This window comes from Tropicimonas sp. IMCC6043 (assembly GCF_004146235.1).
Classification (GTDB): domain Bacteria; phylum Pseudomonadota; class Alphaproteobacteria; order Rhodobacterales; family Rhodobacteraceae; genus Tropicimonas.
In genome coordinates this window covers 312,338-336,518 of record NZ_SELO01000001.1, presented here as the reverse complement: position 1 = coordinate 336,518, position 24,181 = coordinate 312,338, and the positions used below count along the sequence as shown (strand labels likewise).

The window sequence follows — 24,181 nt, the reverse complement described above, 5'->3', positions numbered from 1 at the left end:
GCTGTTCAGGCCGCGCGGAAGCTCTTCATGTAGATCTGGCGCATGTCCTCTTCGGTCGGCACGACAGGATTGCCCTGGCTGTCCGGGAACTCCATCGCATGTTTCAGGATCGACGGGATGTCGTCCGGCGCGATGCCGAAATCGTCCAGATGACAGAAAAGGCCGATCTGCTTCAGGAAGCGTTCGACCTCGCCCTGGAAGGAGGCCGCCGCGACTACGTCGGTGGCCGAGGACAGGGCGGGATTGAACATCCGCGCGACGCGGGCGAATTTCGGCACGTTGCCGCGCCAGGTGAACTCGGCGAATGCCGGGTAGATCACGGCAAGGGACTGGCCATGGCTGACATGGTGGAAATGTCCGCTGATCGGCTGGCCGGCCGCGTGGGGCAGGGTGGTGCCGACATTGGCGAGGCACTGGCCGGCGAGGGTGTCGGCCCAGGCGAGGTCCTCGCGCGCGGCGAGGTTCGATCCGTTGGTCACCGCCACCGGCAGCGAGCGCAGAACGCGCGTGATAGAATCGAGCGCGATCGAGTCGACGGCCTCGGACGCGTTTCGGTTGATGTAGCTTTCGAACGTGTGGGTGAAGATGTCGAACCCGGTGGCGGCCGTCACGTGAGCGGGCAGGCTCAGCATCAGCTCCGGGTCGATGATCGCCACGCGGCACAGCAGGTTGTCGTTCCACATCGCCGATTTGCAGTTCTCTTCCGTGTTGGTGAAGACGGAAACCTTGGAGGTCTGCGTGCCGGTGCCGGAGGTCGTGGAAATCGCCATGATCGGCAGCGTGGCCGAGGTCGGTGGCGTCTTGAAATAAAGGTAGTCCCAGGCCGTTCCGGGATGCGTCGCGGCAACGGCGATCGCCTTGGCAGTATCGATGGCACTGCCGCCGCCCATCCCGAGAACCGATTGGACGCCTTCGGCCCGCGCCACGTCGGCGCCGCGCTGGATGGCGTCGAGCGTCGGGTTCGGAATGACGTTTGTGAACTCCACCACGCGGATGCCGGCCTCGGCGAGTGACGTGCGAACGTCGTCAACCTTGTCCGGGCAGACCTCCAGCAGGACGGGATCAACGACGAAGAGCGTGCTGTCGGCCATGTCCCTTGCGTGGCTGCCGGCCTCGACGCGGCGGCCCGAGCCGAAGACAAGTCGCGTCGGCTGATAGTAGTTGAAGCTTTTCATTGGCAATCCTCGTGCTTCGGATGTCCGTCGTCGGGGCGGCCCGGTGGCGGGAGAGGGGTTTGGTGCTGAGGCCCGAATGCAGGCCCGGTTCGTGGGCGGACTTGCGCCGGACAGGGCGCATTCGCCGCTGGGGTGGTGCCGGGAACGGCGCGTTTGGTGGTCATCTGCAGACACGTGCAATTGGGCTGCATTTTTGTCGCCTCATCGGCATGTTCGGGCGTTTCAAAGCCCTTGAACCAATCTGGGGCGTATCATGAAGGCCGGAAATCGGTCAAGCTAAAACGTTTCACTGATACGTTTTAGCTTGACTCTGATCCGCTGTCGGGCTTTTGATCCTCTGCAAAGTCCGACGATCCGGCGAGGGAGGAATCACGTGATCGCGACAGGGAAGGGCACCAGCGGAAAGCCGCGTCTGCAGATTTCTGCCGGCACGATCCACAAGATGTCGGCCCTCCTGACGCTGCTCATCCTGATCCTCATCTTCTCTTTCGGGAACAAGGCGTTCCTGTCAGTCAACAACGGCCTGACCGTGCTGCTTCAGACCTCGGTGATCGGCCTGATGGGAATCGGGATGACCCTGGTCATCATCACTGGCGGCATTGACCTGTCGGTGGGGTCCGTCCTTGCTCTGTCCGGCACGACGACCGGCCTCCTGGTCAAGGCAGGGGTCCCGGTCGTGCCGGCGATGCTCTGCGGCGTGCTGGTAGGGGCGGCGTGCGGCCTGTTCAACGGGTTCGTCATCACCAAGATGCGCATCACGCCTTTCGTCGCCACGCTCGGCATGATGCTGATCGCGCGCGGAACGGCACTTCAACTCACCGGGGCGGCGCCGATCTCGCGGCTCGGCGAGGCCTTCGGCATCCTTGGCAACGGCTCGTTCTTCCGCGTAGTAGAAATGCAGGCCAACGGGTTCCCGAAGGTGGTGTTCCCGGGCATTCCCTATCCCGTGGTACTGCTTGCCATCGTGGCCGTCGCGGCGGCCTATCTGCTGCGTCGCCGCGCCATCGGCCGCCACATCTATGCCGTCGGATCGAACGAGGAGGCGGCGCACCTCGCCGGGGTGAATGTCGACCGGACCAAGATGGTGGCCTACACCATGTCGGGTGCCCTTGCCGGGCTCGGCGGCAACGTCCTGATGTCGCGCCTGGTCACCGCGCAGCCGAACGAAGGCGTGATGTACGAGCTCGACGCGATCGCGTCGGCGGTCATCGGCGGCGCCTCCCTGATGGGCGGGGTGGGCACGATCAGCGGCACCATGATCGGCGCCTTCATCATCGGCGTGCTCCGCAACGGGCTCAACATGGCCGGCGTCTCGGCCTTCATCCAGCAGATCGTGATCGGCTTCGTCGTCATCCTGGCGGTCTATGTCGATCAGATGCGAAACCGGCGCTGAGCGCCGGACAGGAAAACGAACGACTGGGATCATGAACAAGGAGGAGACCATCATGACCAAGTTTCTCAGCACCGCGCTGACCGCCGGCATCCTGGCGCTGGCACCGTTCGCGGCGTCGGCCGGCGAGATCGCGGTGATCGTCAAGACCACCAACTCCAACTTCTGGCAGAACGTGAACAAGGGCGCATCGGCCGCCATGGAAGGTGTCAGCGAACACGAGATGACCTTCAACGGTCCGGCCGCCGAAACCCAGATCGCCGAGCAGGTGAACATGGTCGACAATGCGGTGAACCGCGGCGTCGCCGGTATCGTTCTGGCCCCGTCGGATCCGGAAGCCCTCGTGCCCGCCGTCAAGCGCGCCTACGAGTCCGGGATTCCCGTCGTTCTGATCGACTCGGGCATCAGCGAAGCGGCCGCGGGGACGTTCCAGTCCTTCCTGTCGACCGACAACTGCGCCGCCGGCAAGCTCGTCGCGCAGAAGATGATCGAAGAGACCGGTGGCAAGGGCAAGGTTGCCATCATGTCCTATGTCCCCGGCGTCGGATCTGAGATCGGCCGTGTGGGCTGCTTCCAGGAATATATCGAGGCGAACTCGGATATCGAGCTGCTCGATCCGCTCTACAGCCAGGCCCAGATGGCGACGGCGCTGAACCAGACCACGGACGTCCTGGCCGCAAACCCGGACCTCGTGGGCATCTACGGCGCCAACGAACCGACCGCGGTTGGCATGGCGCGCGCCATCGTCCAAGCCGGCAAGGCCGGGCAGATCGTGGCGATCGGCTTTGACGGCAATGCCGACCTTCAGGACTTCGTCAAGGACGGCACCCTCGCGGCAACCGCGGTTCAGGGGTCCTTCCAGATGGGCGAGATGGGCGTCCAGGCGGTGATGGACCTTCTCGCAGGCAAGAAGGTAGACGAGTTTATCGACACCGGTGTGGTCCTTGCGACAAAGGACAACATCGACTCCGAAGAGGTCATGAACGTCCTTTACTGACACGTGGCGCGAGGCGGCGGGATCCCCTGCCGCCTCACCCCCTATCGATCGCAGGAGCCAGCGGATGCTCGATCAGACCCTGAGTGACGGCCCACTCGTCGAGATGATCAACATCGAGAAGCATTTCGGCGGCGTATGTGCCGTGGACGACGTTTCGGTCGATCTCTACCCCGGCGAGGTCGTCGGCGTGCTCGGGCATAACGGCGCCGGGAAATCCTGCCTGATGCGCATCCTGTCGGGCGCGATGATGCCGAACGCGGGCAAGATCCGGGTGCGGGGGCAGGAGGCCGATATCCACAGCCCGTCCGACGCGCGCGACTACGGCATCGAGACGATCTATCAGACCCTGGCTCTGGCCGACCATCTCGATGCGCCGGCCAACCTGTTCCTGGGCCGGGAGTTGAAGACCGCCTTCGGCAATCTCGACGACAAGAAGATGCTGAGCGAGGCGCAGGAGGTGCTCGCACGGCTCAATCCGAACTTCAAGAATCTCGGCGACCCGGTCTCGAGCCTCTCGGGGGGGCAGCGACAGGCAATCGCGATAGCCCGCGCGCTCTATTTCGATGCGCGCGTCCTGATCATGGACGAGCCGACGGCCGCGCTCGGTCCGTCCGAGACGGCCATGGTCGCCGACCTGACGCTCAAGCTGCGCGACGAGGGCATCGGCATCTTCCTTGTCAGCCATGACATGAACGACGTTTTTGATCTCTGCGACCGGATCATGGTCATGAGCCGCGGGGTGAATGTCGGCATGCATCCGATCCGGGATGTCACCAAGGACGATGTCCTGAGCCTCATCATCAAGGGCGCGCTGCCGGATGACTGGGAGCCGCGACAGCGCTAGACCGGCCCGCGCACCGATGGTCGCCCGGGCAGGGCGGTCGGACCGGCATAAGAAACGAGGTTCGCAAGGAGGGCCTCCGGAATGAAGAAAGTCGTCACCATAGGCGAAATCGTGGTCGAGATCATGGCCATGGAGCGCGGGATCGGGTTTCGCGAACCGCTGACGCTGCGGGGGCCCTTTCCGTCCGGTGCGCCGGCGATTTTCGTCGACCAGGTGGCCCGGCTCGGCCATCCCTGCGGCATCATCAGCTGCGTCGGCAACGACGATTTCGGCCGGCTCAACATCGAGAGGCTCGCCGCGGATGGCGTCGACGTTTCGGCCATCCGCATCGACCCGGAGGCTGCCACGGGCAGTGCCTTCGTCCGCTATCGCGAAGACGGCAACCGGGATTTCGTATTCAACATCAAGCATAGCGCGAACGGCCGGGTCGGTCCGTCCCCGGACGTCAATGCTCTGCTGGAGAGCGCTGATTGCCTGCATGTGATGGGCTCGGCTCTGTTCTGCGAGGCCACGATCTCGCTCACGCTCGATGCGGTCGACCGGATCAAGGCAAAGGGTGGAACCGTGAGTTTCGATCCGAACCTGCGCAAGGAAATGCTCGATCTGCCTGGCATGCGGGAGGCGATGCGAGCGATCCTCGAGAAAACGGACCTGTTCCTGCCGAGCGGCGACGAAGTCAGCCTGTTGACGACTGCCGATGGCGAGGAGGCGGCGCTGGCCGAACTGCTCGAGCGGGGTGTCCGGGCGGTGGTCCTGAAGCGCGGCGCCCGGGGCGCAAGCTATGTCGATGCCGACCGCCGTTTCGACCAGGCGGCCTTTCCCGTCGAGGAAGTTGACCCGACCGGGGCGGGAGACAGTTTCGGCGGCGCTTTCGTCACCGCGTGGCTGCGGGGCGAGCCACCCGAAGCAGCGCTACGCCTGGCCGCGGCCGCGGGCGCGCTTGCGGTCACGCGGAAGGGACCCATGGAAGGCACGTCGACCCGTGCCGAGATCGACGCCTTCCTCGACCGGCTGACAGAGGCGGGCGCTCCAATCTGACCGCGTGCCGGTCCGGGCGGCGCAATGGCCGCCTCAGCGAAACCCGAACGGAAGATCCCAGATGACACACGACTCGAAGTCCCTCCTGTCCCGCCGCACGCACCGGCTGGGAAATGAAGACGTTCAGGAGATCATCCTGACCACGGCCAGCGGCGCCCGCGCCTCTATTCTCTCCTGGGGCGCCGTCCTGCGGGACCTGCGGATCCCGACAGGCGCCGGCGACGCGCGCCAGGTTGTGCTCGGCTATGCCGACGTCGCGGACTACGCGGAAAACGCGCCCTATCTGGGAACGGTTGTCGGGCGGTGCTGCAACCGTATTGCGCATGGTCGGTTCTCGCTTGACGGCAAGGAGTACGAGCTTCCCGTGAACGGGCCGGGCGACGTGCATCTGCATGGTGGCGTGCGAGGGTTCACCCGCCGCAACTGGGACGTGCTGGAGGCCGACGACAGCTCCGTTCTGCTGCGGATCGTGTCTCCGGACGGCGATGAAGGCTATCCCGGTGAAGTTACAGTGACGTGCCGCTACAGCCTGACCGAAGCTGGCACCCTGAGGATGGAGATCGAAGGGAAGACCGACGCGCCGACGCTTCTGAACATGACCAATCACAGCTATTTCGCGCTGGACAGCGGGGCGACTGCGGCGGACCACCTGCTGGAAGTGGCGGCCGACTTCTACACCCCCGCCGAATCCAATCAGATCCCGACCGGCGAGACCCTCCGGGTCGACGGCACGCGATACGATTTCCGCACCCTGCGCCCGATCGGTGCCGATTACGAGATCAACTTCGCCCTGCGCGGGGCACGCGGCGTCGTTGAGCCGGTCGCGCGCCTCTGCTCGCCGCAGCGCGACATGGAGATGGTTGTGGCGACGGACCAGCCGGGATTGCTGTTCTATACCGGCGCCGGGCTGCCGGAGGGCGCCGGCCCCGACGGTCAGACCCATGGTCCGGGCAGGGCGCTTTGCCTGGAGGCCGCCGGCTTCTGCGATGCCGTCAACAACCGCCATTTCCCTTCGCCGGTGCTGCGCCCCGGCGAGATCTATCGCAACACCTGCGAATACCGGTTTCAGGCGCTCTGACGCCTGGTGAAACAGCGGGCGGACTGGCCGCCCGCGCATGCAAGCCCTGGCCGGAAGGCCAATCAGGAGGTTCGTTCGAATGAAACGTTTGGAAGGCAAGACAGCCCTCATCACTGGCGCGGCCCGCGGCATCGGCCGGGCTTTTGCCGAGGCCTATATCCGCGAGGGCGCGCGGGTCGCCATCGGCGACATCAATATCGACCGCGCCCGCGAGACCGCGGCCGAACTTGGCGAGGCCTGCGTTGCCATCGAGATGGATGTCACGAAGCAGGACAGCATTGACGCCGCGGTGGACGCCGCAGAAGAGGCGCTCGGCGGCATCGACATCCTGATCAACAACGCCGCGCTCTTCGTTGCCGGGCCGATCGTCGAGATCGATCGCGCCGACTACGAACGGGTTTGGGCGGTCAATTTCACCGGCGCGCTCTTCACCCTGCAAGCGGTGGCGAAAAAGATGATCGCCCGTGGCAAGGGCGGCAAGATCATCAACATGGCCAGCCAGGCCGGCCGCCGCGGCGAAGCCCTGGTCGCCGTCTATTGTGCCTCGAAGGCGGCGATGATCAGCCTGACGCAATCCGCCGGACTCGACCTGATCAAGCACGGCATCAACGTCAACGCGATCTCGCCTGGCGTCGTCGATGGCGAGCACTGGGACGGTGTGGACGCCTTCTTTGCGAAATACGAGAACAAGGCGCCGGGCCAGAAGAAGAAGGAAGTCGGCTTGGGCGTTCCCTTTGGCCGCATGGGCACAGCGCAGGATCTGTGCGGCATGGCGATCTTCCTCGCGACCGAAGAGGCCGACTACATCGTCTCGCAGACCTACAACGTCGATGGCGGCCAGTGGATGAGCTGAGGCCGCTCTGATTCAGCGGCACGAGCATGGGCGCCGAAATCGCAGGCGCCCATGCCGGCAGATCACTTTCAGTTCAGCAAGCCCTTATGGGTCACGCTCTTTTGCAACGAGATTCAGTTCACGGAGAGGACCTCGGGATCGAAGCCGCCCCTGCGCCACTGATGTAGCGCGAAGCTGAAGTTCGGGCCCGGCACGCCATCGATCTTCCCGGTATAGTAGTCGACCTTCTGAAGCAGGGTCTGGACCTCCTTCATCGTGGCCGTGGACCACTGGCCCGCATTCGCCGTCAACTGGTCGATAACGCTCCCGTCATCCTCCGCGGCGCCAAGAAGGAGCATTCTGGCCGCCTGTGCGGGGTTGCGTTCGGTGCCGCGTCCTTCGTCCAGCAGGATTGCCGCTGCGAGGTATCCCTGGTGTTCGCCGCCCCGCGCGGCCTTCTCGAAATACCCAAGCGCCTCAGACGGATCCCCGACAACGCCATCCTGCGCCAGAACGCCGAGATTGTATGTCGCCTTGGCTGACCCGCCGGCGGCCGCTTTCTGCAGGAGCGCGATCGCCCGGTCCTTGTCGCGGGCGTCCCCGCGGGCCTGGAACAGGGTGACGGCCAGGTTGATCATCGCGTCGAAGCTTCCGCCCTCGGCCGCGCGTTCGTAAAGTTCCAGCGCCTTTTCCGGGTCCTGCGGCACCCCGGTGCCGCTTTCGTAGAGCTGCGCCAGCGAGACCAGTGCGCGCAGATCGCCACCGTCGGCGGCCTGGCGGTAGAGCGTCACAGCACGGTCGATATCCCCCGCGGCGATCGTCGCGCGGGCAAGCAGTGCCTTGTAATGCGTCACGTCCGGCGACTGCGCCACCGCGGCGCTGCACGCCTGGATAGCGGTCACCGCGTTTTCCTGCAGGCGTTTGAACGGAACACCGGGGAGGCTGGCGGTCTCGTCGCGCGGATGCGTCGTCAGCCGCTTGCAGATGCCGGCGGGCGTGCTGCTCTCGGGGTCCGGGATCGACTGGATCAGCCGTCTGGCCTGATCGACATTGGCGCCGTCGGGGAAGTTCTCGAGGTAATACTCGAGCAATGGGCGGAGGCGGCTGCGCTGCGCCAGCGCCCAGATCCGCGCCGCTTCCGCGTCGCTCTCCTCTTCGGAGAGCGAGCGCGTCGCCGTCGTCGCACCCCCGGTGCTGTCGAGAAAGGCAAGGACTTCGGCCGCATGGGCGCCTTCGGGGTAGCGGTCGAGGTAGAGGTTCATCAGCGCGGGCTCCTGCGCCTTGGCCGCGACCTGCCACAGAAGCGTGTCCTCGGACGCGGTCATCGGGCTGTTGTCGAAGCGGAACTGCCGCGTGAGCGAGGAATTGTCCCAGGGAACCTGGCGCCCGCCGGTTGCCGCCAAAACATCCTTCCGGACGGAGATCATCAGATCCGAGATGTCCTGTCCGGGCGTGTAGATGTGGCTGAGCAGCGCCTCGGTGAAGAAGCTGTTCCGCCCCGATCCGTCATAGGCGACATTGTCGGGCTGGGTCGCATAGGCGAAGAGGAAATTGGCATCGCTCCCGACCCGTGCCAGCCCCTCGCCGCCGACATCGATGCCGGTCGCTTCGAACGGGTTGTCCCGGCAGGCGTCGAGGATCACCAGACGGATACCGTCCGAGCGCTCCATCTCGCCGACGATCTCGTCCATCGCCACCGTCTGCTCCGAGACATCCGTGGAAGACTGGATGCTGGCATCCACCGGCACGAGGTAGTTCCGCCCGCTGACCTGAAATCCGTGCCCGGCATAGAACAGCAGGGCGACGTCGGCCTCCTCGGCCGCGTCACCGAAATCGCGGGCCATCTCACGCATCCTGTCCCGCGTCAGGTCGAGGCCGAGGAACACGTTGAAGCCGAGGCCCTCAAGGGCGATCGCGAGGTCCGAGGCGTCGTTGACCGGGTTGTCGAGCGGGCTCACGGCCTCGTAGTCGGAATTGCCGATGACGAGCGCGGTGCGCGTCTCGGCCAGCGCCATTGAGGCGGCCAGGGTCAAGGCGACCAGAGGCGCGAGAAGGCGCAACACGAACACGGGCGGGTCTCCCCTGCAGACGATCAAAGACCGATGGCGCGGGACAGGCTGATCTCTGCCTTCTCCACGGTCGCCATGACCGTTTCTATCTGCTGACGCTGCACGCTGGCAAGTTCGGGGTCCGTTGCGCGGATCAGGGCAATTTCCTTGCGGATCTCCTGCTGAGCCTGGCGAAGGACATTCCGGGCCTGGAGGCCGGCCTCACGCCGAATCGCGGCGCGCTCCTCGACGGTCGTCGCGAGCGAGAGGCGGCGCTCCGCATTCGCACCGACCTCGCGGATGCCGGCGCTCGCATCGCGCACGATGTCGGAAATCCTGTCCAGTCCGGGCGGCAAGGTCTCCGCGAGGGTCTCGAGGTCGTCGGCGTAATCTTCCGTGGCATCCGCCAGGCAGGAAAGATACTGGCTGACATCCTCACCCTGGGAGGCGCAGTCCGTGAAGCGTTCCTCGTAGCTCGTGCCGGCGTCCTCCAGCGACAGCAGGGCGGCGCGGGCCCGCGCCACGTCGGTGACGACCGTCCCGCCGCCGCTGATCGTGGTGTCGATCGTCGGGGTGATCTCGATATTCGGCAGCGGCGGCACCTCGATGATTGGCTCGTCGACGGGCGGCACGACAGGCGGCACGACCGGATCTGGCGTGATTGTTGCCGTTCCCTCGAGCGCCACCACCCGGTAGGGCCGCCCGTTGGCGCTCGTAAGGCCGCTCGTGTCAACCGAGAAAGGTGTCGTTCCGACCGCGTCGCTGGCGAAGCTGAGGCTGGCGAAGATCGGCGAGGTGTTGAGGCTGTCGGGGGCAGGATAGAACCGATAGACCGACGGGCCGCCATAGACGACGCCGGTGGTCGAGGCCGTCGGCACGTCGCTTTGCTGCACGGTGATGTTGTTCGGAATCGCGAAGACCACCGGCGAGGTCGCCATGAGCGCCGGGTAGAAACCGCCGCCTCCGGGGGCCCAGATGTCGGTGTCGGCTTCGGAAATCCAGCCCCGCTCGATGGCGAGGTCATACATGAACTGCGTGTCCTGAAGCTGGTTCGTGGACAGCGGCTCCTCCGGGCCTGCGCTTGTGCTCCGGCCCGAGCTTTGGAAATCCCAGAAGGAATCTTCCACGAACCCGTCATTCTCGCCAATCAGCCCGCCCACGGACTCCGGGGCGCCTCCGGACGTGGTGAGCGTTCCGGTGGAGAAGGTTCTCGCGATGAACCCGACGCCTCCTTCAAAGTCATTGTCGTTCGAGCCCACGAGTCCGCCCAGGACCGTCAGGTCACTCGTTGCGAAGTTCGTTGCCGAAACATTCGACAATGAATAGGCGTCCTCGATATCGCCGAAGTTCCGGCCGACCAATCCGCCTGCATAGACAGTTCCGTTGACGATGGCGTCGACCGAACCGCTGCTGTTCGACTGCTCGATCAACCCGTAGTTGACGGCGACAAGGCCGCCGGCTTCGACAAAGCTCCCCTCGGTCACCCTTACAGAAACGTCGGCGGTCGAGTAGCTCTGGTAGATGTCACCATAGTTGTAGCCGACAAGCCCGCCCCCGGTGCCTTCGTAGGCAAGATAGGAGCCGGAGGTCATGACACCGCTCACCTCCCCGGAGTTGTCGCCGGCGAGGATCCCGCCGAAATCGGTCGACACGTTGGCATTGGTGATCGACAGGTCCTGGACCGTTCCGTAGATCAAGCTGAACAAGCCGCCGAAGACGAATCCATCGACCAAACTCCCATCGATGAACAGCCCGTCGATCGCGTGGCGGTTTCCGTTCAGCGTGCCGTCGAAACCGACCGGAACGAAGCCCGCGCCGCCGTTCCATCCCGTGGTCCCGGAGGCGTTGATGTCGTTGGCAAGCGTGAAATTCTGGTCGAATAGGTTCGGCCCGCCCATGCCCTGCACGCCGTAGATGTCGGTGAGGCGATAGGGGCTGCCGGCCGATCCGTCGCCGCCCAGGGCGCGGAGAAAGTCGGCGTCGAAATCGATGGCGAAATCCGTCGCGGAGAAGCCGGGCAGGGTGGCCGAGACCTGCTGCCAGAACCCGTCAGTGATATAGAAGTCCGCGACGTTGACGGCCGCGTTCGCGGCGATTGTTCCGACGCCGCCCAACGCCGTCAGGATCAGCCCGCCATTGGGCGCGTTGATCGCCCGGTTGAGGGTGATGTTGTTGTCGGCGCGCAGCGCCAGCGTGTTGCCGGACATCCAGTCCAGCGCTGCGTTCAGGACGATATTGCCCACGTCGTCGCCGGTGAACTCGTTGTCTTCCGTGGTGATTTCCACGTTGGTCGTCGCGAGCGCGGTCTCGATTGTCGACGCAAGAAGGACAGAGCCTTCCGTCTGCATGAACCACGTCTCGAAGCCCGCGGGGAACTCGTCGACCCAGAAGTCGGATTCTGCACCGGAGTCGACGATCGTTATGTCGAACGGATCGAGCAGCAACGTGCCCGTCTCGCCTTGTGGCGCAAGAGTATCCACCAGCCCGGTGAAGGAAAGCAGCGCCTTGCCGGACACTTCCACGAGGCCGCCGTTACCAGCCACGTCTCCCCCTCGCGCCGAAATACCTCCCGCGAACTGGGTGTAATCGTCGGACCAGACGATGACCGTGCCGCCGTCGCCCTCGACACCGCCATCGGAGACGATCCGGGTGTCTGCATCCACACTTGTGATCGAGGCGCGCTGAAGGTCGCCGCTGCCTTGATAATCGCCGCCGACCCGGATGGAGCCGCCGCTGCCGGCACCGGCGCCGCTGGCGTCGAGCGTAGCGCCGGCAAGCTGGATGGCCTCGCCGGTGATGGTGATCGAACCGCCGGTCTCGGGCCGTGCAGCCGGACGGGGCGAGCTTTCGACAAGCGTGACCTGTGCCGATGTGTCGATCTTTCCGGACACCCGCACCGCGCCACCGCTGCCGCCGAGAACGACCGCACCGGAGACGCCGCCGACGGACCGCGCCTCGATGACACCGGACATGTTGACCACGCGGCGGGCAGCGTCGCGGGCGCTGGCCGCTTTCAGATGCACGATCCCGCCATCGGCCTCGATGCGACCGGAATTGGAGACCAGGGCGTCCATCGCGGCGTTGTCGCCGTCAGAGGGAACCGCAACCTGCAGGAAGCCGTCACCGGAGACGTCGAGCGTCACCTGTTCGCCGGCGCCGAGCCCGACCTTGCCGAGCGGCACCCGGATCACGCCCGAATTGCTCACGCGGCCGCCGATCAACGCTGCATATCCGCCGGGGACGATGGAGATCGTGCCGGCATTCTCGACCGCGCCGGAGTTGCCGCTTCCGCCATAGCGCAGCGCGCCGTTCAGGAAATCCTCGTTGGAGATGGCGAGAGTCGAGGCGACAAATCCCGCGGCGCTGACATGGCCGGTCGGACCGATATAGATGCCGTTGGGGTTGACGAGGTGAACCTGCCCGTTGGCGTTCAGTTGCCCGTGGATTTCGCTGGTCGTCGACCCGGTCACGCGGTTCAGGATCACGCTGCCTGACGACGGCTGATTGAAGTCAAGGCGCGCGTCCGCTCCGACCGAGAAGCCGTCCCAGTTGACGATCGCCTTGTCGGACGCCTGGTTGACCGCCATCTGCGTGGCGCTTGGCTGGGAGATCGTCGCGCTGCCGGCAGCCACCGTGCCGCCGGTCGGCAGGGACTGGGCCAGCGCCGTGGTTGCCCAGAGCAGGGCGGTCAGGGATCCGAAGATTGAAAGAGGTCGGGTCATCCGCCTAGAACCTGCGATTGGCGACGATTGTGAAACGATTTCCGTCCGGTTGGAGATCATCGCGTTCCCCTCTCCCGTATTCCACCCGCAGGGACCCTGACCTGTAGGGCGAGTCCTCGATTGTCAGCAGGTCGGCGCCGATCCCGTAGGAATAAGCCTTTACGACGTCTTGCTCGACCGCGGTCGGCTTCACGATGCCCACCTCTCCATATGCACCGAATGCATAGAGATTGCTCAGCAGCGGGACTCCGAAAAGATTGACATCCTGGGTCCGGCCGATCTCGGACCGCACGACCCAGCCATCGTCGCCGCGGATATCTCCCGCGTCGAAGGTCGACAATTCGTTGACATTGGCGATGGTCATCTGTTCCGAGGTCACCAGCGGTTCGCCAAAGCTGTCCTGGATCCGGCCATTGACCGCAAACAGCCAGTTGTCCGCAAAGGGACGCTCGTACTGGGCTCCGAGCACGAGCTTGGTGAAGACTGCGCTCGCGCCGTCCCGCGACAGCGGCGTGTCGCCGAAACCGATATCCGCGCTCGCTCCGAACGCGTCGAGCCCTTGCGACAGGATCGCGCTCGTCTGCAGGTAGGACCCGTCCTCGAAGTTCCAGCTCCCGATCAGGGTTGCACGCAGGACGCTGAGATCGTCTTCGTAGATCGGAAACTCCACCGGGCCGGTCAGATCCTGCGAATCGTTGACCCGGTCCAGGATGAGCTGTGACGACAGGTTGAACTGACGCGACCGCACCCACGGGTAGTAGAGCCGGAAGGACAGGCGCTCGAAACTGCTCTGGTTGGGGAAGACCTCCACGTCCGGCGTCGAGTTGCTCCAGGTGCCTTCGACGTTGAAGGTCAGCCCGCTGGTGCCGACCGGGAAGACGGCGCCGGCCGCAAGATACCGGTATCGCGCGTCCTCCGCAAAATAGTCCACCGGAGATCCGCCCGCGCGGAAGTAGAAGGTTTCTCCCATCTTGAGCGCGCCGTTGATCTCGGCTCCGAAACTCAGGTTGAGCGGGCCGAGTTCGTCCGACAGCGTGTTGTCGAAGCCGTAGAACCCGGTGACTTCCCGAAACTCGCCGTCCAGCGTCAGCACCGTACCGCCGGTGCCTTGTCCGGGTGACAGCGTCGACGCCAGCCGCAGCCCGAACGTATCGCCGGCCAGAAGCAGGGAACGCTCGATCTCATGGAGGCGAACGCTGCGCTGGCCGATGAGCGGGCGCGTGATGGCAACCACGCGGTCGCGCGCCTGTTCGGGGACGAGTTTGGAATCGATGCTCTCGACAAAGCCGTCGATGATCACGATGCGCAGGGTGCCGCCGTCACGCAGGGTCTGCTGCGGCAGGACTACCCGGCTGAGAACATAGCCGGCGCTCGTATACTCGGTTTCGAGCGCGCTGGTCGCCTGGAAGATGTCGGAGACCTTCACGCGCTTGCCGGACAGGCTTTGTTCAAAGGCCGCATTCGCGGCGGCCATCTGCGGCAGACCGCCTTCGATCCGGACATCGCCGACAGTGACCTGCAACCGCTCGGCGCCCGCCGGGACCGGTGCGCCCGGATCGCGCGCGACCCGGACGGTCCCAACAGAGCGTTGGGTCTGCGGCTCAAAGGTGGAGGGAACGAGATTTGCCGCGCTCTGAGCCAGGGCAGGGGCGGTCCGCAGGCCTTCCAGAAGAACGAGGGCGACGATCGGAGAGAGGGCTCGAAGGTTGTGCATCGGACGTGTCGATTCCATCTATGCGTGTCGCTACTCTCTCGAGTTTGCCACAATCCGGAGCGTGCTGGTTAGGGCGACGCACCGGATTGTACAACGGGAAGCGGCAGATGTTGGAAATTTCTCACAGGCTGCCGCCCCTGAAGGGGCATTCCCGATGCTTTTCGCACAAACGTCCGGGCAGACCCTTACCCGATCCGCGCTCAGCAGGCCGCGGTAATGATGACCTCGACCCGGTATTCGGGTCCAGCAAGCCGGGCCTCACCGCAAGCCCGCGCCGGCGCATGGCCTTCGGGCGTCCAGGCGTCCCAGACGCTGTTCATCTCGGCGAAGTCGTCCATGTCCGCAAGCCAGATGATCGCCTGGAGGATCTGCTCCCGGGACGAACCTGCTTCGGCGAGAAGCGCGTCGACGCGCGCCAGGCAATCGCGGGTTTGTTCAGCGACGGTCTCGCCGGCGCCGACCTGGCCACAGAGATAGGCCACGCCATTGTGCTTGACGACCTTGCTCATCCGCTTGCCGGGTTCGATACGTTCGATCATCCTGTGTCTTCCTTCGTGAAGGGTTTTCGTTCGATGTGGTTCCTGCCCGACAGACGGCCGGACAGTTGCGCGGATCGGCTCAGTAACGGGCAACCATCTGATAGCCCGCGCCGAAGAACAGCCGCGCCAGTGTCACCGGCTTTTCTGCAAGCCAGGTGGTGCGTTCTGCGGTAAACACCGGCGCCCCGGCGCTGACAAGGAGGAACCGCCCGAGTTTCTCGTCGGCCGCCGTGGCTGAGAACCGGATCTCCGCATCGGTGAAGGGCAATGTCTTCAACAGCCATTCGTTGGGATTCTCGACCGACCAGTCCACATCGGCCGCAGACGGAACGGTGGCGAGGCTGATCCAGCGGTCCTCGAACTGGTAAGGCTGGCCGTCGGCATAGTGCATGCATTCGAGATGGAGCATCCGCGTGCCGGGCGCGAGGGCGAGGCGCGCGCGCAGCCAGTCGGGGGCGTCCACCCTCTCCCGCGAGGCGAGCGCGTAGCGGTATTCGGCGCCGGTGGCCTCGATGTCGACGCGGACGATCGGGATCTGGAACTTGACCTGCCTTTTCGGCGCGATGTTGACCCGCGTGCCCGCCTTGCGGCGCCGGTCGATCACGCCCTCCTCGGCGAGCTCGCGCATGGCCCGGTTGACGGTGGCCCGGGCGCAGCCCATTTCGGCGGCGATCTCGATCTCGCCGGGCAGCAGCATACCCGGCGGCCAGATGTCGTCGCGGATGCGCCGCAGGATCTCCTCCTTCACATCGCGGTAGGTCTTCTTGAGGTGCACGTTTTATCCGCTCATATTGTTTTTATGTGCGCGCTTTCGACGTGATGTAGCGCGGAAACTCTGCCAGGGCAAAACCGGACCCCATGCGCATTATCAGACGGGCGGGTCTCACGGAGGCAGCGTGGCGCAATGGCGGCGGCGTGACCCGCGAGATCATGGTTGCGCAGGAGGGCGACGCGCTTCTCTGGCGGCTCAGCATGGCCGATCTGGTCGCAGAGGGGCCGTTCTCGGATTTCTCGGGCTTCGCACGGGTGCTCACCGTGATCGAGGGCGGGCCGATCTGGCTCGAGGCGCCCGATCGCAGGTTGATCGCGGCGCGCGGGGTGCCGGTCAGATTCGACGGCGGCTTGACCGTGCGATCCGTGTTGCCAGCCGGACCGGCGAGCGTCATCAACCTGATCTCCGATCCGCACCGCGTCTCCGAAGAGGTGACACCGCTTCGCGGCCCGCAGACCGTCCGGCTCGCGCCGCGCGATGGTACGAGGCTTGCTGTGATCTGTCTGACCGGGACGGTGGCGGTCGGGCAGGCGGCTCTTTTGAAGGGAGACACGGCGCTGGTCGACGCGGAGCCGGTCGATATGTCCCTCGGCGCTGGCGGTTCGGTCCTGCGCATCGCGTTGGCCTCCGTCTCGTCCTGACCTGTCAAATGGCACGGCATCACAGGTCGGCCGTAAGCTTTGTCATGGCATGCCGGAACCGCGCCTCGATCGCTTCGCGCGCCACGTGGCGACCGCCGCGCACCCGGTGCCGTCCCGCGCTCCAGAGATCGGTGACCACGGTATCAGAAGCGGCAAAGACAAACCCGTCGATCAGGGACCGGTCCGTCAAACCACAGAGTGTCGCCGCGGTGCCATCTATCGCCACGAGGTCGGCCAGAGCGCCCACGCGAATCTCTCCAGCGTCACGTCCGAGCGCCTGCGCCCCGCCGCGGGCCGCGCCGGTATAGAGCGTTTCCCCGACCGATTTCCCGTCCCGGACCAGCACATTGCGCGCCATGTCGCGCAGGCGTTGCGAGTATTCCAGCATTCGCAGTTCCCCGGTCAGCGAGATCTGCACGTTCGAATCCGATCCGACGCCGAAGACGCCGCCCGCTTCGAGATATGCCGGCCCGTTGAAGGGACCATCGCCGAGATTGGCCTCGGTGATCGGGCAGAGCCCCGCCACCGCGCCGCTTTCGGCCACCGCGCGGGTTTCCCGGTCGGTCATGTGGGTGGCATGGACCAGGCACCAGTCCGGCCCGACATCGGCATGATCCAGCAGCCATTCCACGGGGCGCGCACCGAGCCAGCCCTCGACCTCCGTCACTTCCCTGAGCTGTTCGGCAACATGGATGTGGACCGGTCCGCCGCCATGCGCCTGCAGGACACGCGCCAGGTCTTCGGGGCAGGTGGCGCGGAGCGAGTGTGGCGCGATCCCGAGACGCGCATCCTCGGGCAGGGCGGTCAGGCCCGGCCGCGCTTTCTCGACCAACCGCAGGTAATGCTCGGGAGTGGTGCCGAAGCGGAGCTGGCCACCGGACAGCGCCGCCTTGCTCACCCCGCCATAGGAGTAGAGCACGGGGAGATGCGTCAGCCCGATCCCGGTTTCTGCCGCCGCGGAAAAGATCCGCAGCGAAAGCTCCGCCATGTCGTCATAGGGCGTTCCGTGCGGCTGATGGTGGACATAGTGGAACTCGCCCACCGCGGCAAAGCCCGCCTCCTGCATCTCGACGAAGGCCTGCGCGGCGATGGCCTCGACCTGGTCCGGCGTCAGGCGGTCGACGAAGCGATACATCAGCTCGCGCCAGCTCCAGAAGCTGTCGCGGGAATGCGCGCGATACTCCGTCATCCCGGCCATGGCGCGCTGGAACGTGTGGCTGTGCAGGTTGGAGAGCGCCGGCAGGAGCCTGTCGACACGGGCGTCGTCGGGCGCCGGTTGCGTGTCGATTCGCAGCGTGCCGATCCGTCCGTCAGCGATTTCGATCCGCACGTCTTGTGCCCAACCCTCCGGGAGTAGGGCAGTTTTCGCAAATATCGCCATTCCGGTCCGGCCTCCCGTATTAACACTAGACATAATAATTAACTTACATACAAATAGACAGGGAAATTCGCCGGGGGGCGCGCGCATGTCCAAATCGCTCATTGTCGATGTCGCTGTAGCGACCTGCGACGGCCCCTCTCCCTATGGGCTGATCGAGGATGCGGCGGTCGCGATCGAGGGCGACAGGATTGCCTGGGTCGGACGGCGGGCCGACCTTCCCGCAGCTCATGACGACGCCAGTGAAACCGGATTCGGCGGACGGCTTGTGACGCCTGGGCTGATCGACTGCCACACCCATCTCGTGTTCGGCGGCGACCGTGCCCGCGAATTCGAGTTGCGGCTCGAAGGCGCCAGCTACGAAGAGATTGCGCGGGCGGGTGGTGGCATCATGTCCACCGTGACGGCCACGCGCGCCGCCGCCGAGGCAGAGCTGCTGAAGGATGCACTGACGCGCGCGGATGCGCTGATCGCCGAAGGCGTCACGACGCTCGAGGTCAAGTCCGGCTATGGCCTCGACCGTGACACCGAACTCACCATGCTGCGCGTGGCGCGCCGGATTGCGCAGGAGCGCCCGGTCACGGTGCGCACAAGTTTCCTGGGCGCGCATGCCGTGCCCGCGGACTATTCCGGGCGCGCCGACACCTATCTGGACGAGGTCTGCCTGCCGACGCTCGAAGCGGCTTCGGCGGCGGGGCTTGTCGATGCGGTCGACGGGTTCTGCGAGGGGATCGCCTTCTCGCCCGCGCAGATCGCGCGCGTCTTCGAGGCCGCGCGGGCGCTGAACCTGCCGGTGAAGCTGCATGCCGAACAGCTCTCCAATCTGGGCGGGGCGGCTTTGGCGGCTTCCTACAAGGCGCTTTCGGCCGATCACGTTGAGTATCTTGACGAAGCCGGCGTTGCCGCCATGGCAGCGGCCGGCACTGTCGCCGTCCTGCTGCCCGGCGCCTTCTACACGCTGCGCGAGACGCAGGTCCCGCCGGTCGATCTCTTCCGACAACATCGCGTGCCTTTGGCGCTGGCCACCGACTGCAACCCTGGCTCCTCGCCGCTTGCGTCGCTCCTGCTGGCGCTCAACATGGGCTGCACGCTGTTCCGCCTGACGCCGGAAGAGGCGCTCCGCGGCGTGACCGCTCATGCCGCCCGCGCCCTCGGCCTCGGGGATCGCGGCACGATCGCGCCGGGGCAGCGGGCGGACCTCGCCGTCTGGTCCGTCTCCCATCCGGCCGAGCTTGCCTATCGCATCGGGTTCAATGCCCTTCACCGGCGTGTTTTCGGAGGTGTCCTATGAGGGAGTTGACGCTTGTCCCGGGCAAGACCCGGCTTGCGGATCTTGCGGTGGTCTACTGGGAGGAGGCGGCCGTACGGCTTGATCCCGAATGCCGCGGGGCACTGGCCGAGGCGGCGCGCCGGATCGCCGCCGCCGCCGCTGGCAATGCTGCGGTTTACGGCGTCAACACGGGCTTCGGCAAGCTCGCCTCGGTCAAGATCGAGCCGAAGGATACCGAAACGCTTCAGCGCAACCTGATCCTCAGCCATTGCTGCGGCGTCGGCGATCCGATCCCGCGCCGCGTCGCGCGGCTCGTGATGGCGCTGAAGCTGCTGAGCCTCGGGCGCGGCGCCTCGGGGGTGCGCCCCGAGCTCGTTACGCTCCTCGAAGAGATGCTGGCACGCGGGGTGACGCCGCTCATCCCCGAACAGGGCTCGGTCGGCGCGTCGGGCGACCTGGCGCCGCTGGCGCATATGGCCGCGGTGATGATGGGCGAGGGGCGGGCGGAGTTCGGAGGCACGGTGATGCAGGGCGCACGCGCGCTCGAGGCCGCCGGGTTGGCGCCCATCGCTCTTGGCGCGAAAGAGGGGCTGGCCCTGATCAATGGCACGCAGTTCTCGACGGCCTTCGCGCTGGCGGGGCTCTTCGGCGCCTGGCGCGCGGCGCAGGCGTCGCTGGTGACGGCGGCGCTGTCGACCGACGCTGCGATGGGCTCCACCGCACCGTTCCAGCCCGAGATCCACAGCCTGCGGGGCCATCGCGGCCAGATCGACGCGGCCCACGCCCTGCGCGCCCTGCTCGACGGCTCCGCCATCCGCGACAGCCACCGCGACGGCGATCTGCGGGTGCAGGACCCCTATTGCATCCGCTGTCAGCCGCAGGTGACCGGCGCGGCGATGGACATCTTGCGGATGGCCGCCGGAACCCTGGAGACCGAGGCCAACGCGGCGACGGACAATCCACTGGTCCTGGTCGAGGCCGACATGATCGTCTCGGGCGGGAACTTCCATGCCGAGCCCGTGGGCTTCGCCACCGACATGATCGCGCTGGCGATCGCCGAGATCGGCGCCATCGCGCAGCGGCGCATCGCGCTTCTGGTCGATCCGGCCCTGAGCTTCAACCTGCCGCCCTTCCTGACACCAAATCCCGGCCTCAGCTCCGGTTTCATGATCGCCGAAGTCACCACCGCGGCGCTGATGAGCGAGAACAAGCATCTCGCCAATCCCTGTGTCACCGACAGCACGCCCACCAGCGCCAACCAGGAGGATCACGTCAGCATGGCCGCGCATGGCGCGCGCCGGCTGATGCGGATGGTCGAAAATCTCGACCGAATCCTCGGGGTCGAGCTGCTCTGCGCGGCGCAGGGCGTGGAGTTCCGCGCGCCGCTGACGACGAGCGCGCCGCTCGCCGCCGTCCTGGCCCGGCTGCGCGACGAGGTGGCGACGCTGGCCGAGGACCGTTTCCTCGCCCCCGATCTCGAACGCGCGGCGGGGTTCGTCCGGGACGGAACCTTTGCCGCGGCGGTCGGGTTCGATCTGCCGGAGCTCGCCGCATGACCCCGGTTCTCGTGCACGAAGGCGACAGCCCCGTTGTCCTTGGCCTGCCGCATACCGGCACCGAGGTTCCGCCGGAGATCGCGGCCGACCTGAACCCCCGTGGCCTTATGCTCGAAGACACCGACTGGCACATCCACAGGCTCTATGACGGGCTGCTGGCCGGGGCCACGACGGTGCGCGCCACCTTCCATCGCTATGTCATCGACGCCAACCGAGATCCCGACGGCGCAAGCCTCTATCCCGGTCAGAACACAACCGGCCTCGTTCCGACGACGAATTTCGACGGCCTGCCGATCTGGGAGCGCGCGCCCGATGCCGCGGAGATCGCCCGCCGCCGAGACGCCTATCACCGGCCCTACCACGCCGCGCTGAGCGCGCAGATCGACCGGGTGCGCGCACGCCACGGGGTGGCCATCCTCTATGATTGCCACTCGATCCGCAGCCATATCCCCTTTCTCTTCGACGGCCGGCTGCCGGACTTCAACATCGGCACCAACAATGGCATGTCCTGCGCCCGCGAGATCGAGGCGGCGGCCGTGGCGGTCTGTAGCGCCGCGGAGGGCTACAGCAGCGTTCTGAACGGCCGTTTCAAGGGCGGTTGGACCACGCGTCACTATGGCCGCCCTTCCGAGGGTCTGCACGCCATCCAGATGGAGCTTGCCCAGGCGACGCATCTGGCATCAGAAGCACCGCCCTTCGAGTACGATCCGGTCCGCGCAGCTGCGCTGCGACCGCATCTTTCCGAGATACTGGACCGGCTGGCCGACCTGGCCCCAAAATTGCGAGGCACATCATGAGCGATCCGCGCAAGAACACCCGCGACATCTTTCCGCCCACCGGGCCCGACCTGAACGCCAAGAGCTGGGTGACAGAAGCGCCGCTGCGCATGCTGATGAACAACCTGCATCCAGATGTCGCCGAGAACCCGCATGAACTCGTGGTGTATGGCGGGATCGGGCGTGCTGCCCGGACCTGGCGGGATTTCGACGTGATGGTTGCGACGCTGAAGACTCTGGAGGAGGACGAAACGCTCGTCGTGCAGTCCGGCCGGCCGGTCGCGGTGGTGCGGACCCATGCCGATGCACCGCGCGTGCTGATCGCCAACTCCAACCTCGTGCCGCACTGGGCGACCTGGGACCATTTCAACGAGTTGGACCGCAAGGGGCTGATGATGTATGGCCAGATGACCGCAGGCTCGTGGATCTATATCGGCAGCCAGGGCATCGTGCAGGGCACCTACGAGACATTCGCCGAGGCCGGGCGCCAGCACTATGCCGGCGATCTCGGCGGCAAGTGGATCCTCACCGCCGGGCTTGGCGGAATGGGCGGCGCGCAGCCGCTGGCGGCTGTGATGGCCGGCGCCTGCTGCCTCGCGGTCGAGTGCAATCCCGACAGCATCGAGTTCCGCATGCGCACCCGCTACGTGGACGAAGAGACCGACAGTCTTGACGAGGCGCTGGCGATGATCGAGCGCTGGACCGCGGCGGGCGAGGTCAGGTCGGTGGCCTTGCTGGGAAATGCGGCGGATGTCTTTCCCGAACTGGTCCGGCGCGGCGTGCGTCCCGATATCGTGACCGACCAGACTTCGGCGCATGACCCGATCAACGGCTACCTGCCGCAGGGCTGGACGATGGCGCAGTGGCGCGCCCGGCGCGAAAGCGATCCCAAATCCGTTGAGAAGGCCGCGCGGGCCAGCATGAAGGTCCATGTCGCCGCGATGGTCGATTTCTGGAATGCCGGCGTGCCGACGCTGGATTACGGCAACAACATCCGCCAGATGGCGCTGGAGGAGGGGCTGGAGACCGCGTTCTCCTTTCCGGGATTCGTGCCGGCCTATATCCGCCCGCTGTTCTGCCGCGGGGTCGGGCCGTTCCGATGGGTCGCGCTCTCGGGCGATCCCGAGGATATCTACAAGACCGACCAGAAGATGAAGGAACTCTTTCCCGACAACGCCCATCTGCACACCTGGCTCGACATGGCGCGGGAGCGGATCACCTTTCAGGGCCTGCCGGCCCGGATCTGCTGGATCGGACTGGGCGATCGACACCGCGCCGGGCTGGCCTTCAACGAGATGGTGGCCAGCGGCGAGCTCAAGGCGCCGATCGTGATCGGTCGAGATCACCTCGACAGCGGTTCCGTCGCGTCGCCCAACCGGGAAACCGAGGCGATGAAGGATGGCTCGGACGCGGTCAGCGACTGGCCGTTGCTCAACGCGCTGGTCAACACCGCCTCCGGGGCCACCTGGGTCAGCTTGCACCATGGAGGGGGCGTCGGCATGGGGTTCAGCCAGCATGCCGGCGTGGTGATCTGCGCCGACGGCACGCGCGAGGCCGCGAGACGGCTGGAGCGCGTGCTGTGGAACGATCCCGCCTCCGGCGTCTGGCGCCATGTCGATGCGGGCTACGAGATCGCGCTCGACTGCGCGCGCGAACAGGGGCTGCGGCTGCCCGCGATTCTGGGAAACTGAGGCGCACGACCGGAAGACTTCAAAAGACGGCTCATCAACAAGGAGAACGACCATGAAGAAGACCATTCTCGCGACCACGGCCGGCCTCGCCGCCCTTGCCGCCGTCGCGTTCAGCGGCCCGGCGGCGGCCGACCTGCTGTCCGACATCAAGGAAAAGGGCAAGATCGTTGCCGCGACCGAGATGCATTTCGCGCCCTTCGACATGCTGGTCGACGGCCAGTATTAGGGCATCTGCCGCGATCTCTTCGACGAGGTGGCCAAGGAACTCGGGGTCGAGGTCGAGTATCTCGACCTGCCGTGGTCGTCGGTCCTGCCCGGGCTCGAGGCAGAGAAGTTCGACATCGTCAACGCCCCGGTGACGATCACCGCCGAGCGGATGCAGCGCTACAGCTTCACCCTGCCGATGGGCAACGCCACCGTGGCGCTGGCCGATCTGGCCGCCGGTCGCATCCAGGCCGTGGCAAACTCCATGCCGCTGATGGGCTATGCGGCGGTGCAACGCCCCGAGAGTTTCGCGCTGGTGATGCCGCCCTTCGGCGAACCGAAATACTTCGCTTGGGTCGCGCGGCCCGGTGAAGACAGCGCCAGCCTGATCGAAGCGGTCAACGCCACGCTGCTCAAGATGCACGAAGACGGCCGCCTCGCAGCGATCAACGAGAAGTGGCTCGGAAGCGCCCCCGAGCTGCCGACGGAGATGCCCGCCGTCGAATGACCCTCTCC

Annotated in this window: 20 protein-coding genes; 13 read left to right on the top strand and 7 right to left on the bottom strand. The window is 65.8% G+C overall.

All coding sequences use genetic code 11. The annotated features are described in order from the left end of the window. Positions 1-5: 5 nt before the first annotated feature. Positions 6-1,175 (bottom strand): iron-containing alcohol dehydrogenase, encoded by a 1,170-nt coding sequence (locus EU800_RS01565; RefSeq protein WP_129627817.1) that lies wholly within the window; start codon positions 1,173-1,175, stop codon positions 6-8. A 373-nt stretch (positions 1,176-1,548) separates the two neighbouring features. Here EU800_RS01565 and EU800_RS01560 point away from each other — a divergent pair, with 373 nt between their 5' ends. The 6 genes from EU800_RS01560 to EU800_RS01535 all read left to right on the top strand — a co-directional run bounded on the left by EU800_RS01560 (position 1,549) and on the right by EU800_RS01535 (position 7,375). Next, a complete protein-coding gene (locus EU800_RS01560; RefSeq protein ID WP_242500355.1) occupies positions 1,549-2,568 on the top strand; it encodes an ABC transporter permease in 1,020 nt (339 codons plus the stop codon). A gap of 52 nt (positions 2,569-2,620) precedes the next feature. After that, the gene (locus EU800_RS01555) at positions 2,621-3,562 is read left to right on the top strand and encodes an ABC transporter substrate-binding protein (protein ID WP_129627815.1); all 942 of its coding nucleotides are present in this window, start codon (positions 2,621-2,623) and stop codon (positions 3,560-3,562) included. 64 nt (positions 3,563-3,626) lie between these two features. Then, positions 3,627-4,406, top strand: coding sequence for an ATP-binding cassette domain-containing protein (locus EU800_RS01550; protein ID WP_165354527.1), 780 nt, complete (start codon positions 3,627-3,629; stop codon positions 4,404-4,406). An 81-nt stretch (positions 4,407-4,487) separates the two neighbouring features. Further along, entirely contained in the window at positions 4,488-5,444 is a 957-nt protein-coding gene (locus EU800_RS01545; RefSeq protein WP_129627812.1) for a sugar kinase, read from the top strand. A 61-nt stretch (positions 5,445-5,505) separates the two neighbouring features. After that, positions 5,506-6,522, top strand: coding sequence for an aldose epimerase family protein (locus EU800_RS01540; RefSeq protein ID WP_129627809.1), 1,017 nt, complete (start codon positions 5,506-5,508; stop codon positions 6,520-6,522). Positions 6,523-6,601: 79 nt separating this feature from the next. Next, positions 6,602-7,375, top strand: coding sequence for an L-iditol 2-dehydrogenase (locus tag EU800_RS01535; RefSeq protein WP_129627806.1), 774 nt, complete (start codon positions 6,602-6,604; stop codon positions 7,373-7,375). A gap of 113 nt (positions 7,376-7,488) precedes the next feature. Here EU800_RS01535 and EU800_RS01530 read toward each other — a convergent pair whose 3' ends face one another. The 5 genes from EU800_RS01530 to EU800_RS01510 all read right to left on the bottom strand — a co-directional run bounded on the left by EU800_RS01530 (position 7,489) and on the right by EU800_RS01510 (position 16,152). Continuing rightward, on the bottom strand, positions 7,489-9,423 hold the full coding sequence (locus EU800_RS01530; RefSeq protein WP_129627803.1) for a caspase family protein: 1,935 nt from the start codon (positions 9,421-9,423) through the stop codon (positions 7,489-7,491). A gap of 23 nt (positions 9,424-9,446) precedes the next feature. Next, the gene (locus tag EU800_RS01525) at positions 9,447-13,124 is read right to left on the bottom strand and encodes a filamentous hemagglutinin N-terminal domain-containing protein (protein ID WP_165354526.1); all 3,678 of its coding nucleotides are present in this window, start codon (positions 13,122-13,124) and stop codon (positions 9,447-9,449) included. 4 nt (positions 13,125-13,128) lie between these two features. Then, positions 13,129-14,856 (bottom strand): ShlB/FhaC/HecB family hemolysin secretion/activation protein, encoded by a 1,728-nt coding sequence (locus EU800_RS01520; RefSeq protein ID WP_242500353.1) that lies wholly within the window; start codon positions 14,854-14,856, stop codon positions 13,129-13,131. Between the two features lie 182 nt (positions 14,857-15,038). Then, positions 15,039-15,377 (bottom strand): RidA family protein, encoded by a 339-nt coding sequence (locus tag EU800_RS01515; RefSeq protein ID WP_129627797.1) that lies wholly within the window; start codon positions 15,375-15,377, stop codon positions 15,039-15,041. A 79-nt stretch (positions 15,378-15,456) separates the two neighbouring features. After that, positions 15,457-16,152, bottom strand: a complete 696-nt coding sequence (locus EU800_RS01510) for a GntR family transcriptional regulator (protein WP_242500349.1) — start codon at positions 16,150-16,152, stop codon at positions 15,457-15,459. Positions 16,153-16,235: 83 nt separating this feature from the next. Between EU800_RS01510 and EU800_RS01505 the strand changes: the two genes are divergently transcribed. Then, the gene (locus EU800_RS01505) at positions 16,236-16,790 is read left to right on the top strand and encodes a HutD family protein (RefSeq protein ID WP_129627794.1); all 555 of its coding nucleotides are present in this window, start codon (positions 16,236-16,238) and stop codon (positions 16,788-16,790) included. A 19-nt stretch (positions 16,791-16,809) separates the two neighbouring features. Here the strand turns inward: EU800_RS01505 and EU800_RS01500 are convergent, their stop codons facing one another. Further along, positions 16,810-18,171 carry a formimidoylglutamate deiminase gene (locus EU800_RS01500; RefSeq protein WP_129627790.1) on the bottom strand — a complete coding sequence of 454 codons (1,362 nt, stop codon included), beginning with the start codon at positions 18,169-18,171 and terminating at the stop codon, positions 16,810-16,812. A gap of 85 nt (positions 18,172-18,256) precedes the next feature. Between EU800_RS01500 and hutI the strand changes: the two genes are divergently transcribed. The 6 genes from hutI to EU800_RS01475 are packed head-to-tail and all read left to right on the top strand — an operon-like array spanning position 18,257 to position 24,173. Further along, positions 18,257-19,459: an imidazolonepropionase gene (hutI, locus tag EU800_RS01495; RefSeq protein ID WP_129627787.1), complete on the top strand. Its 1,203-nt coding sequence runs from the start codon at positions 18,257-18,259 to the stop codon at positions 19,457-19,459. Then, positions 19,456-20,994 carry a histidine ammonia-lyase gene (gene hutH, locus EU800_RS01490; RefSeq protein ID WP_129627784.1) on the top strand — a complete coding sequence of 513 codons (1,539 nt, stop codon included), beginning with the start codon at positions 19,456-19,458 and terminating at the stop codon, positions 20,992-20,994. Before hutI ends, hutH begins: the two co-directional genes overlap by 4 nt. Continuing rightward, complete coding sequence (gene hutG, locus EU800_RS01485; RefSeq protein ID WP_129627781.1) at positions 20,991-21,791, top strand: N-formylglutamate deformylase; 801 nt, start codon at positions 20,991-20,993, stop codon at positions 21,789-21,791. The genes hutH and hutG overlap by 4 nt, the downstream gene beginning before the upstream one ends. Continuing rightward, a complete protein-coding gene (hutU, locus tag EU800_RS01480; protein WP_129627778.1) occupies positions 21,788-23,461 on the top strand; it encodes a urocanate hydratase in 1,674 nt (557 codons plus the stop codon). The genes hutG and hutU overlap by 4 nt, the downstream gene beginning before the upstream one ends. A 52-nt stretch (positions 23,462-23,513) precedes the next feature. Beyond that, a complete protein-coding gene (locus EU800_RS27485; RefSeq protein WP_242500347.1) occupies positions 23,514-23,687 on the top strand; it encodes a hypothetical protein in 174 nt (57 codons plus the stop codon). A 3-nt stretch (positions 23,688-23,690) separates the two neighbouring features. Next, positions 23,691-24,173, top strand: a complete 483-nt coding sequence (locus EU800_RS01475) for a transporter substrate-binding domain-containing protein (protein ID WP_256369748.1) — start codon at positions 23,691-23,693, stop codon at positions 24,171-24,173. Positions 24,174-24,181 lie beyond the last annotated feature (8 nt).

Excerpts from the sequence above, each read along its gene's own strand:
- EU800_RS01535 (WP_129627806.1), top strand. The coding sequence starts at position 6,602 with ATGAAACGTTTGGAAGGCAAGACAGCCCTCATCACTGGCGCGGCCCGC.
- EU800_RS01525 (WP_165354526.1), bottom strand. The coding sequence starts at position 13,124 with ATGACCCGACCTCTTTCAATCTTCGGATCCCTGACCGCCCTGCTCTGG.
- EU800_RS01515 (WP_129627797.1), bottom strand. The coding sequence starts at position 15,377 with ATGATCGAACGTATCGAACCCGGCAAGCGGATGAGCAAGGTCGTCAAG.
- EU800_RS27485 (WP_242500347.1), top strand. The coding sequence starts at position 23,514 with ATGAAGAAGACCATTCTCGCGACCACGGCCGGCCTCGCCGCCCTTGCC.
- EU800_RS01545 (WP_129627812.1), top strand. The coding sequence starts at position 4,488 with ATGAAGAAAGTCGTCACCATAGGCGAAATCGTGGTCGAGATCATGGCC.
- hutH (WP_129627784.1), top strand. The coding sequence starts at position 19,456 with ATGAGGGAGTTGACGCTTGTCCCGGGCAAGACCCGGCTTGCGGATCTT.
- EU800_RS01550 (WP_165354527.1), top strand. The coding sequence starts at position 3,627 with ATGCTCGATCAGACCCTGAGTGACGGCCCACTCGTCGAGATGATCAAC.
- EU800_RS01505 (WP_129627794.1), top strand. The coding sequence starts at position 16,236 with ATGCGCATTATCAGACGGGCGGGTCTCACGGAGGCAGCGTGGCGCAAT.
- EU800_RS01565 (WP_129627817.1), bottom strand. The coding sequence starts at position 1,175 with ATGAAAAGCTTCAACTACTATCAGCCGACGCGACTTGTCTTCGGCTCG.
- hutI (WP_129627787.1), top strand. The coding sequence starts at position 18,257 with ATGTCCAAATCGCTCATTGTCGATGTCGCTGTAGCGACCTGCGACGGC.
- EU800_RS01555 (WP_129627815.1), top strand. The coding sequence starts at position 2,621 with ATGACCAAGTTTCTCAGCACCGCGCTGACCGCCGGCATCCTGGCGCTG.
- hutU (WP_129627778.1), top strand. The coding sequence starts at position 21,788 with ATGAGCGATCCGCGCAAGAACACCCGCGACATCTTTCCGCCCACCGGG.
- EU800_RS01520 (WP_242500353.1), bottom strand. The coding sequence starts at position 14,856 with ATGGAATCGACACGTCCGATGCACAACCTTCGAGCCCTCTCTCCGATC.
- hutG (WP_129627781.1), top strand. The coding sequence starts at position 20,991 with ATGACCCCGGTTCTCGTGCACGAAGGCGACAGCCCCGTTGTCCTTGGC.
- EU800_RS01500 (WP_129627790.1), bottom strand. The coding sequence starts at position 18,171 with ATGGCGATATTTGCGAAAACTGCCCTACTCCCGGAGGGTTGGGCACAA.
- EU800_RS01540 (WP_129627809.1), top strand. The coding sequence starts at position 5,506 with ATGACACACGACTCGAAGTCCCTCCTGTCCCGCCGCACGCACCGGCTG.